We start from the raw sequence: 10,693 nt of genomic DNA on the forward strand, positions 1-10,693 counted from the left end.
TGCTGGGGAGCGGTTGAATAAATGCCCCTGTTAGAGTATATTTGTATGCACGTTAGACAACACTCCGAAGTCGCATTGACGATGGAATTCCACCAGGCATAGTTCTAAGGTCTCTTGATTATGTGTGAACAGACTTTGATATCGATTATTGTTCCGATCTATAAGGTAGAACGCTACTTGGAGAAGTGTGTCAATAGTATTTTGGCCCAGACGTATTCGAATCTGGAAATCATTTTGGTGGATGACGGCTCTCCGGATAATTGCCCTCAGTTGTGCGACCAGTTTGCGAAAAAGGACTCTAGAATTGTTGTCGTTCATAAAGAAAATGGCGGCCTTTCGTCTGCCCGGAATGCTGGAATCGATATTGCCAAAGGTGAATATATTGGTTTTGTCGATAGCGATGACTGGTGTGAGCCGGATATGTTCGAATGTCTTCACGATGCTTTGGCGAAATCGGGCTGCTCCATCGCTATTTGCGGTGTTGAACATGACGATGAAAACGGCAAAGCGTTAGGGTCGCGTTGCTTGAATCCAGGTTCGTTGACGCTTCCGCAAGAGCAGGTTTTGCATTATTTCTTTGACGGCTCGTCTATGCCGTCTTGGGCCTGGAATAAATTGTACAAGAAGTCTTTGTGGGAAAACATACGGTACCCATTAGGAAGGAATTTTGAAGATATTCCAGTGACGCGTGCCTTTATTATGCAAGCGACCGAGGTTGCCTTTGTCCCGAAAGTCCTGTACCATTATTCAACCCGTTCCGATAGTATCAGTGGGACGACAATCAATTCGGATTTTTGGTACCTGATGCAGGAAGTTGAAGAAAACGTTAGGCTTTCTCGTGATGTGTATGGCGGTCGTTACGACAAGGAAGCCAGATCTGTTCTTGCCGGGCATTGTTTCCATTTCATGCGAAAAATCATTGTGGGCAACAATCGGGCGTTCTTTGACAAATTGCCCAGTCTCCTGAAAACGCTGAAGGAGAATGGCGAGTATATTCGCTACGCATTGAATTTAAAACCATGGGATAAGGTTTTTGCGCGAGTTTTGTGTAAGGGCGTAAGCCCCATGATTGTTTTCCGTATCCGAAAAATTTTAGTGGCTGTTTTCAAGTAGATGCAATATTTAATAGCAGTTGTCTTTTTCATGCTCTTGTGCTATGATTATAAGCGCACCGTTTTTTTGTTGGCGCCATTGCACTTGATTTTGTTGATGCTTGTTTTCCCGGGGGTGCCGTTTTCAATGAACGAGGTGGTGGCTGCCATGGTGACGGCCCTTGCTCCGTTTAAGTTGAGGCGAAAAGAACGAGACATGATGAGAACGTATCCGTTCTGGATAGGTTCCGTGGCCATGTTCCTGTCTATTGCCGGGACATCCTACTTCATTGCACCGCATTGGCCTACTGCGATGATGACTTTCAACGCGTATTATATTTATCCGTTAATCCTTTGGGCCTGTATCGAGACAAAAGAAGACTTGCAGTCCTTGCTGAAGGCTGTCATGATATTTGTCGTTGCCATGGGATTGTACAGCTTGTTTGAGATGGTGAGCGGTTCTAATCCCGTGATTCGATATATTATTTCAAGTGGAATGGGCAATGATAGTGTTTTGGATTACGACAAGATGCGCTTCGGTGTTAAGAGGTGCCAAGGATTCTTGTCTACGCCGGCTCCGACTGGACTCATTTATGGGTTGACTCTGGCGACGATTTATTGGGTTACAGACAAATTTTCAATAGACATGAAAAAATTCCTATTGTTGCTGTATCCTCTGAGCGCTATTGGCATGTTTATTACAGGGACTCGTTCGGTGATTGCAGCTTCGTGTGTGGCTCTTCTGGGTGTGGCTGGGCATGAAATGTTGAAAGCTCGATTCATGTTTGTGAAGATTGTCCTCTTGTTGATTGTTTTGGGATTCTGTGCTCCGTTTTTTATAGAAGTTATAAACGCCTTTGTCAATACGGACCAGACTTCTGTTGGTGGCAGCAATACCGATATGCGCTTGGAACAGCTGCTGATTAGCTTGTATTATTGGGCGAATTCCCCGATTTGGGGGAATGGGTCTGGGTTTATCTGGAGTTATGTTCAGGATGTGGACAAGGATATTTATGGAGCCGAGAGTATTTGGTTCCAGTTGCTTGTGGATTATGGTGCTGTAGGAGCAGTCGCCTATATGACTTGTATTATAAATTCTATGGTAAGCCTCTGTAAAAAGCATTTTATCTGGATTTTCTTACCCCTTGGGTTCCTTGTCGGAAAAACGATGTCTACGGTTATAGGCATTGAAATGTCTGTTTTGTTCATTTTCTCTATTATACTCTTGAAGTATGAAATTTTATTCAATGCAAAAGAAAATGAAAAGGAAAACAAACCGTTAGAGGAAGCCCCTTGATGAAACCTATTTTGGACATCTTGGATAAGAATGATTGTTGCGGATGTGGCAGCTGTGCTCAAAGTTGCCCAAAACAATGCATTCGGATGGCTCCGAATCAAGAAGGCTTCTTTTATCCTCAAATAGATCGCGATGCTTGCGTTGAATGTGGATTGTGCCAAAAACATTGCCCTCAAATGCAGGAACCTATTCGTAGACCCTTGCAGAAAGCCTATATTGTCCAATGTGGTGATGTGGATCGGTTGGCCAAGAGCGCCTCTGGAGGAGCCTTTGCGGCGCTTGCTACAGGTGTTTTGGAAAGGAATGGCGCTGTTGTAGGTGCTGCTTTCTCGGATGCTCTTGTTGTGACCCATGTTGTTGTTGAACGCATGGAGGATTTACATAAGCTCCAAGGTTCCAAGTATGTGGCTAGCTTTTTGGGCGACATCTATGGTCAGGTGAAGTCGATTCTTGCAGAAGGTCGGGAAGTTCTTTTTTCTGGGACACCTTGCCAGATTGCGGGCTTAAATGCATTCTTGTCGAAGAAATATGATAATCTCACAACTGTGGATTTGGCATGCCATGGAACCCCCAGCGCGCAATTGTTTGGCGCTTATTTGAAATGGCTTGGCGAAAAACACGGAGAAGTGGTTGAGAAATATTGCTTTCGCGATAAGGGCCCCAGTGGTTGGGGCATGGTAGGGTCGTTTACCTGCAATGGAACTGTGACAACATTGAATCCTTTCTGCGATCCATATTATGCTACTTTCTTGCGAGGGGAGACATATCGAAAATCTTGTTATAGATGTAAATATGCGAACCTTGATCGGCCGGCTGATTTGACAATTGGTGATTTTTGGGGGATCTCGCAATATTCGGGAAAGCACGATTTTTCCGAAAAGTTGGGACTGTCCCTGCTTTTGGTGAATACGGAAAAAGGGCGCGAGGTATTCGAGGGCCTCTCGGACAAAGTGAAATCTATGGGATTGTCTGTAGATGAAGCCTGCGCTGGAAATGGAAACTTGTATCATCCGACAAAAGAACCGGCTATCAGAGATGTGATATACAAGAAAATGGAAACGCTGCCTTTTGACGAACTCCAGAAAAACTACTTGGCTCATGAGAGCCCGTTCATGTGGCGCATCAGGCGTTTCCGTCGTAAATTGATTCCTCGAAAAATTAGAGATTCCCTTAATCGTTTGTTGCGGCGAAAAAGATGAAGCGTGTTGGTATTATTACAATGCATAAGGTGCTGAACTATGGTTCGGCTCTTCAGGCGTATGCTTTGCAACGTAAAGTGGAAGATTTAGGGTGCCAGGCGACAATCATTGATTATCTGTATCCCAATAGGGAACATTGTGAGCGCCAGCAGGTCAAATTTTTCCCAAAACGCAGTTTGGTCCATTTCGCCTTGATTGCTTTGGTTGGCGTGCTGCTGAAGATACTCCGGGTAAAATCGAAAAAGAAAAAGGCCGATGCCGCGATTCGCCGGTTCCGGCAACACTCGGCGTTCCGTGCTTTTTATCGGAAGTATTTCAAACTCTCAAAGGAATATACGACGATAGAATCGTTGATGGATTCTCAGGAATGCTACGACATTTATATGACGGGCAGTGACCAGGTGTGGAATCCGCAGTACATGGTGGACGATCCGAATTTTTTGCTTGGCTTTGCGCCTGCGGGTGCTAGGAAGTATAGCTATGCCGCAAGTTTTGCCGGAAAGGCAATCCCAGAAGGTTCGGTGGAACTCTATCGAAAGTATCTGGAACAGTATAAGCGCATTTCGGTCCGGGAACAGTCCACTTCGGATGTTGTTAAAGGGCTGATTGGCTCCCCGGCAGAGATTGTTTGCGATCCGTCATTATTGCTGGATCGGGAAGAATGGTTGAAATTCTGCCCGGCTGCTCCTTTGGTCAAGGAAAAATATTTGTTGGTCTATATCCTGCATTATTCTTTTGACCCGTATCCATCGATTATTCCTTTTGTAAACAAACTTGCCCGCGAACGCAATTTGCAAGTCGTGGTCCTTCATGGCCTCAAAGAAGGCTATAGTATTGAAGGGGCTTTGTCTTTTGACAGCGTCGGGCCTGTCGAATTTCTCCGCTTGTTCCGGGATGCGTCGCTGGTGGTGACCACATCGTTCCATGGGACTGCTTTCTCGCTGAACTTTGGTCGGGATTTTTACTCTGTCGTCAAGCAAATAAATGGTTCCGATAGTCGCGTCGTTGATTTGCTTTCTGTTTGCGGAGCGCGTCACCATTTGGTTGAACTCAATTCCCTAGAATCTTTGCAGGGCAGTTCGGTGGATGCGATGGAAACAGAAAAACTCAGTGAATTCCGAAATCGCTCCATTGATTATTTGCAGAAGATTTTGACAGAAGACTAATTGTTAGCCAATGACGCTCTTTATTTCGTCTATGAGCGATTGGCTCGCATAATCGCCTAATTTATGAAGCGGAACGAGGTCCTTTTTCAAAAGGAGCGCTTTCAGCTCGTCTTCGGTATAGGCTGTGTAAACGTAGCCGAGGGCTTGCATTTTTTCGGCCGTTGCTAACTGGTGCTCGTTCCGGTGTTCCCCAAAGCTCGCCTTTCTAGGAAAGATGATGATGGGCTTTTCCGCTTTGAGCGCAGAGACGATAGTCCCCATGCCGGCGTGGGCCACGATAAGCCTTGCAGACATGAAGATTTCGTTGAATTCTGTGGGAGGGAGGAATTCAACGGTGCGAATATTCTTGAAGTGGAGTTCGCTTTTGTATGTCTGGGCGATGACTTCTTCGCCTAAAGCAGGTGCGATTTCATCGATTATTTTGAGCAGGCGGTCAAAGGGGGCTTGTGTCCCTATCGTGCAAAAAATCATGGGCTAGTCTCCCAAAATGTTCCCGGCGTACTTGACTTTTCCCTTTGCCAAATCCGGCCATTGAGTGTAGACATTTTTTACGAATTTACGTGCGAGTTTCCCACATCCGCTGAGCTGCTTGACATTTGCAATAGAGTCAATCCATAGGGTATTGATGAAAAGAAGACGTGCTGCTAAGAGAGTGAGCAAACCAGGCGCAGCCCCGGTTGTGAGGACCGCATTGGGACGGACCTTCAATAAAATGAAGAAAATCTTTATTGTTGCTGGAATCGACTTCCAAATAGTCCAACGGTTGAAATCTGGAACGTGAAAGAACTTTTTACCAGGAACCATCTTTTCACATTTGGGATGTGTACTCATATATACAACCTCGTAGCTTTCCTCTAGAGGTTGGGTGATTCGAAGTAGCTGAACCCAGTGGCCCCCAATGGATGCCACTGCTAAAATACGTTTCTTGTGCATGACTGGCTTAAATATACTTTTTTTGCAAGAAAATGTTATCGGAAGGTTGCAGTATAGACTGCTTTGTCCGTTGGCGATATGGTGCGCGGATTTTCACGAGATCCGTCTTCCCATTTGTCAAAAATGAAGCCTTCGTCCGGTTCGGCTGTCAAGATCATGTCGACATCCCCGAAAAATTTCCCTGTGTAGTTTCCAGGAACAGACCGGCCTTCTATGAGAATTTTCCCATGACCTATGGAATTGAATGACAGGGTAATCTCTTTGGGCAAATCGAACTCTTTCTTGTATTCTTCCCAGATGTCGATGTCCCTTTGCTTTGCCCATGTTTTCATGGTCTCGCCGTCTTTATAAAAAGTGAGTGTCCGGTGGAATCGGCTCAGGTCGCGGTCCATTTCATCTGGATCCAATTGAGAAACTGTTTTGTCTACGGCTTTCTCTACGTTCTCGCTGTTGAAAAAACGGTTGAACAGGATGGCCGAGCGGTGCAAGAATTTTTGCTTGAACTTGGGGTTTTCGATAATGGCTGTGAAAAAATTGCCAAATTCCTTTTTCACTGATCTTTTCCGGATCCATTCGAACATGGTTTCCGTTTCGTCAAAACCGTTGATTGTCCTTTCGTAATCAAAGCCATAATCTATATCGAAAACGATGAACTTCCAAAGAGTACTGGGGGTTTTCCATGCCCTCACGTTGTTGTGTGGCCAATCGTCATTTTGTGCATAGACTTCGTAAGCTATATAGTCTGCGAAGTTGTTCATGTCTATTTGCGCTTCAAGCCAGTTGTAGTTTTCTTGATGGTCCTTGTCGAAAGAGTTGTTCAAGATGAATTCCATCAATTCGTAGTAGTCATTTGTCCCGTCATTTGTTTTGATGTCCCCGTTTCCGTTGTGCTTCGCAATGGTGACGATGTCGTCATCTATGCCGTGATTTGTTTCGATGAAGTGCTTGTTGATTTTCTCTCGGAGGTCGTGTATGCCGTAGTAGCGGCCGTTGTAGAAAACGACGACTTGCTGGCTTCTCTGGTAGTCCAGTCCCGTTCCTTCAAGAATTCGCGTCGCTGCCGCGTCGCCATAGAAATCACGACCAAAGCGGGAACCATTGTTACGCAATAAGAATGACTTGAACTTGTTTGCCTCTGGCCTGGTATCGAATAGAGGATAGACTAGTTTCCCTTCTTGATATTCCTGCCTCATTTCGATTTTGACAGATTTTTTCGGCCACCAGCGACTATAGTTGCCGGCGAACGAAATGCCTGCGTCTATTTCGAAATCGCTTTCTGTGGACTGGCTCCCCTTGCTGAAATATTCAACGTGAACAGGAAATTCGATGTCTTCCCAATAGGGCGCAGTCCTGCATGGTTCTGCGCAGGTAGATCTGTTGTTTATGTAGTATTCCTTCAGAAAGACCGGATCCACTGTGATGGATACGATGGGCATTTTTATGGCGCTGTCGATAATAAAGGTGTGCGTCTCTATGGGGGTTACAGGGATGTTGTCCTCGAAACCTGTGCAGCGTACGATCGAGTTTTTTTCGACAGGGATGCTTTCTTGAAAGATCGGGGAATCGTTTGTTGGAACAGATCCGTCAGTGGTGCAGTGCACGACCATGTTGGAATTTGACGTTTGAAGTGCGATTGATACGGATTTGTTACAAATATGTGTTTTGGCGTTATAAAAAAAGAGACGAGAGTCGTCGATCAGTTCAAGCTCGCTGGAATCTGCGGTGTTCACTTCTTTGGCAAAATAGGTGTTGCCTGTAGCGTAGGCATCTACTTTAGAAAACGAAAGAAGAAACTCAGAAGCGGTGTTGTCTTCAAGGAGTTGTCCAAGGGGCTCATCAAGGGGTTCTTCAAAGGGAAACGACGAATTGCTGCACGCAATCATCAGATTTGTCGCAAAGAGGGAAAATGCCTTAATGCGCCATTTCATTTCACTTCCCGCTGGACTTGAACAATAATTCTGAAATAAACTTCATTGGGCCATGGCAAGATATGCAATGGTACAATGCTTTCATTTTCCCGATGAGCGAACGCTTTTGGTAATGGGATGTCGTCTTTAATTTTGTCCACATCCCATAATCCCAATACAAATTGAAGTTGTTGAGGTCTATTTTTTCTTGGATGGCTTTGGAATATTGATATTTAGTGAATTTGTCGTAGCTGCGAAGCGATTTTTCACAACCTTCTATATGGGCCGATCTCTTCGCGAAAGCCTGTTTCCCGATTAAAGTGGAACTGGACCATGAACCTTGGCTGAAAATCCGGTACACAGACATGGCCTCGGGCATATAATGAACTCTGCCAGCGTATGCACAAGACAATATTAAGGGGAAATCGCCGACAGGGCTTACGTCCCAATATTCTTCGGCATAGAAATTCTTGATTTCGGTATGATAGACAATGGTGTTCGTGCCGAAAAAGCCGCCGCCCCCTAAAATTATTTCTTCGGTGGGGATGTCGCGCGCTGTTTCGAATTTGGGGAATAGCCCTTCGATATTGCCTGTTCTGTCGTTGAGTTTCATGCAGCGGTGAATGACCGCAGAACAATCAGGGTGCGATTCTAGATAACTTATTTGACGCTGTAACTTTTGCGGATCGGTCCAGAAGTCGTCCCCTTCGCATACGGCAATATATTTGCTGTTCAGCATCGAATTGACGATTCTGGTGAAACTGCCGTCGTTCTTGGAATACTGATTTTCTGTTTCTATCAGGGGCTTTATAATCTTGGGATATTTTTCAGCGTATTCCTGGATGATTTTGGCGGTGTTGTCCGAGGAGGCGTCGTCGTGTACACAAACTTCGAATGGAAAGTCCGTTTCTTGGATTAGGAACCCCTCTAGACACTGTGCGATGAATTTTTCGTGATTGAACGCAGTGCAACGGATGCTCACGAGAGGTTTCTCGTTTGCAGGCCATTTGGCTGTCACTTCATCTTGGGTTCGGGTTATCATATATTTTAAAAGAACGGCTTTAAATGTTGCATACTGTGGACAAATATATCGTACTGTAGACAAATATATTTATATGAGGGGGTTTAGTCAACTTTTCCCCCTGGGGAATAATTGTTTTGGTTTTTTATTTTCTAAATTAGGCCTATAGATTGTTTCAATAATAGGTTTAGCATGGCAAAGACTGTTTATCTAGGAATGATTGGTGACATTATGCACCCGGGCCTCATCAATATCATCAATGAAGGGGCCAAGTATGGCGACGTGATAATTGGGCTTTTTACGGACAAGGCGATAGCGACGCATAAGCGTCTTCCGTACTTGAACTACGAACAGCGCAAGAATGTCATCGAGAATATCAAGGGCGTTTCGAAAATTGTTCCCCAGGACGAGTGGAGCTACGTAGAGAATCTGAAAAAATACAAGCCGGACTACATCATCCATGGCGATGACTGGCTTTATGGCCCGGACAAATATATCCGTGACGAGGTATTCAAGGTCATGGAATCCTTGGGCGGGAAGGTCATCGAGATTCCCTATACGCAGGGCATCACTTCGACTGGGCTTAAAAAAGAAATTGAATCGCTGGGTACGACCCCGCAGGCAAGGCTTTCTTCGCTGCGTCGTCTGATTGCGGCCAAGCCGATTGTCCGCATTCTGGAATCCCACAACGGGCTTACGGGCCTTATCGCAGAACATACGAGCGTGGAAGTCAACGGCTGCGTCCGCGAGTTCGACGGTATGTGGTCTTCTTCGCTGACCGACTCCACGAGCAAGGGCAAACCGGACATCGAGGCCGTGGACCTCACGACCCGCTTGCACGACTTGAACGACACGCTCGAAGTGACGACCAAGCCGGTCATTTTTGACGGTGACACGGGTGGAAAGGTGGAGCATTTCGGTTTCACGGTCCGCACGCTCGAACGCCTCGGCATTTCGGCGGTCATCATCGAAGACAAGGTTGGCCTCAAGCAGAACTCCCTGTTCGGGACGGATGCCATCCAGACGCAGGACACTATTGAAGGCTTCTGCACCAAGATCCGTGCAGGCAAGGATGCCCAGGTCACGAACGACTTCATGGTGATTTCCCGCTGCGAATCGCTCATTGCGGGCAAGCCTGTGGACGATGCCCTTGAACGCTGCCATGCCTACGTGGCTGCCGGTACCGACGGTATCATGATTCACTCCAAGGACAAGAGCGGCGAAGACATCAAGGAATTCTGCAAGCGCTTCCGCGAGAAAGACGCGCATACGCCGATTGTCGCCGTACCCACGACTTACAACCAGTTTACCGAAGAAGAACTGGCGACTTGGGGTATCAACGTCGTTATCTATGCAAACCACATGTTGAGGTCTGCCTACCCGGCAATGGTGAAGTGCGCCGAATCAATCCTTACGCACAGCCGTAGCCTCGAGGCTTCGAACGACTACTGCATGCCCATCAAGCAGATTTTGAACCTCATTCCCGGAACGATGAAGAAGTAACGGTATTCTACCTATGATCTCTCCGAAGTTTTTTATTGACACGCTTGGCTCTTACGGCATCGACTTTTTTGCCGGAGTCCCCGATTCATTGCTCAAGAACATCTGCGCCTACATCGCCGACAACAAGGATGCAAGGCATAACGTGATTGCCGCGAACGAAGGCGCCGCCATCGGGCTTGCCGCAGGTTACCACCTGGCTACGGGCAACATCGGTGTCGTGTACATGCAGAACTCGGGCGAAGGCAACATCATCAACCCGCTTGCTTCGCTCACCGACAAGGAAGTCTACAACATTCCTGTGCTGCTCCTCATTGGTTGGCGTGGCCGCCCCGGCGTTCACGACGAACCTCAGCATGTGAAGCAGGGCAAGGTGACGACCGGCATCCTCAACACGATGGGCGTGAACTTCGATGTGCTCTGCAAAGAAGAAGACAAGGCCGCTAAGCAGATTGCGAAGGCTGTCAAGACGATGAAGGAAACGGGCGAGGTCTACGCGCTCGTCATCGAGAAGGACACCTTCGAGGATTACAAGCTCCAGAGTGTCGAGAAGAACGACCTCACGATGAGCCGCGAAGA

10 protein-coding genes are annotated in these 10,693 nt (G+C 46.6%); 6 read left to right on the forward strand and 4 right to left on the reverse strand.

Going from position 1 to position 10,693, the window contains the following annotated elements:
• The first annotated feature begins 120 nt into the window (after positions 1–120).
• The 4 genes from Q0Y46_RS09240 to Q0Y46_RS09255 are packed head-to-tail and all read left to right on the forward strand — an operon-like array spanning position 121 to position 4,753.
• Positions 121–1,113: a glycosyltransferase gene (locus Q0Y46_RS09240; RefSeq protein WP_295678526.1), complete on the forward strand. Its 993-nt coding sequence runs from the start codon at positions 121–123 to the stop codon at positions 1,111–1,113.
• Positions 1,114–2,388: an O-antigen ligase family protein gene (locus Q0Y46_RS09245; RefSeq protein ID WP_297946842.1), complete on the forward strand. Its 1,275-nt coding sequence runs from the start codon at positions 1,114–1,116 to the stop codon at positions 2,386–2,388. It abuts the gene before it with no gap.
• Positions 2,388–3,587, forward strand: a complete 1,200-nt coding sequence (locus Q0Y46_RS09250; protein ID WP_297946844.1) for a Coenzyme F420 hydrogenase/dehydrogenase, beta subunit C-terminal domain — start codon at positions 2,388–2,390, stop codon at positions 3,585–3,587. Before Q0Y46_RS09245 ends, Q0Y46_RS09250 begins: the two co-directional genes overlap by 1 nt.
• On the forward strand, positions 3,584–4,753 hold the full coding sequence (locus tag Q0Y46_RS09255) for a polysaccharide pyruvyl transferase family protein (RefSeq protein WP_297946846.1): 1,170 nt from the start codon (positions 3,584–3,586) through the stop codon (positions 4,751–4,753). The genes Q0Y46_RS09250 and Q0Y46_RS09255 overlap by 4 nt, the downstream gene beginning before the upstream one ends.
• 3 nt (positions 4,754–4,756) lie before the next feature.
• On the opposite strand, the gene Q0Y46_RS09260 is transcribed toward Q0Y46_RS09255, so the two are convergent.
• The 4 genes from Q0Y46_RS09260 to Q0Y46_RS09275 are packed head-to-tail and all read right to left on the reverse strand — an operon-like array spanning position 4,757 to position 8,635.
• Positions 4,757–5,224 carry a glycosyltransferase gene (locus Q0Y46_RS09260; RefSeq protein ID WP_295678531.1) on the reverse strand — a complete coding sequence of 156 codons (468 nt, stop codon included), beginning with the start codon at positions 5,222–5,224 and terminating at the stop codon, positions 4,757–4,759.
• A 3-nt stretch (positions 5,225–5,227) separates the two neighbouring features.
• Positions 5,228–5,686 carry a hypothetical protein gene (locus Q0Y46_RS09265; RefSeq protein WP_295678532.1) on the reverse strand — a complete coding sequence of 153 codons (459 nt, stop codon included), beginning with the start codon at positions 5,684–5,686 and terminating at the stop codon, positions 5,228–5,230.
• Between the two features lie 35 nt (positions 5,687–5,721).
• On the reverse strand, positions 5,722–7,614 hold the full coding sequence (locus Q0Y46_RS09270; RefSeq protein WP_295678534.1) for a CotH kinase family protein: 1,893 nt from the start codon (positions 7,612–7,614) through the stop codon (positions 5,722–5,724).
• A 1-nt stretch (position 7,615) separates the two neighbouring features.
• Entirely contained in the window at positions 7,616–8,635 is a 1,020-nt protein-coding gene (locus tag Q0Y46_RS09275; protein WP_295678536.1) for a glycosyltransferase, read from the reverse strand.
• A 171-nt stretch (positions 8,636–8,806) separates the two neighbouring features.
• Here Q0Y46_RS09275 and aepX point away from each other — a divergent pair, with 171 nt between their 5' ends.
• Entirely contained in the window at positions 8,807–10,117 is a 1,311-nt protein-coding gene (gene aepX / locus Q0Y46_RS09280; protein WP_295678537.1) for a phosphoenolpyruvate mutase, read from the forward strand.
• A 13-nt stretch (positions 10,118–10,130) separates the two neighbouring features.
• Positions 10,131–10,693: thiamine pyrophosphate-binding protein (locus Q0Y46_RS09285; RefSeq protein ID WP_297946850.1), on the forward strand; the 563-nt coding region annotated here is incomplete at its 3' end.

Source organism: uncultured Fibrobacter sp. (genome assembly GCF_947305105.1).
Taxonomy (GTDB): Bacteria; Fibrobacterota; Fibrobacteria; order Fibrobacterales; family Fibrobacteraceae; genus Fibrobacter.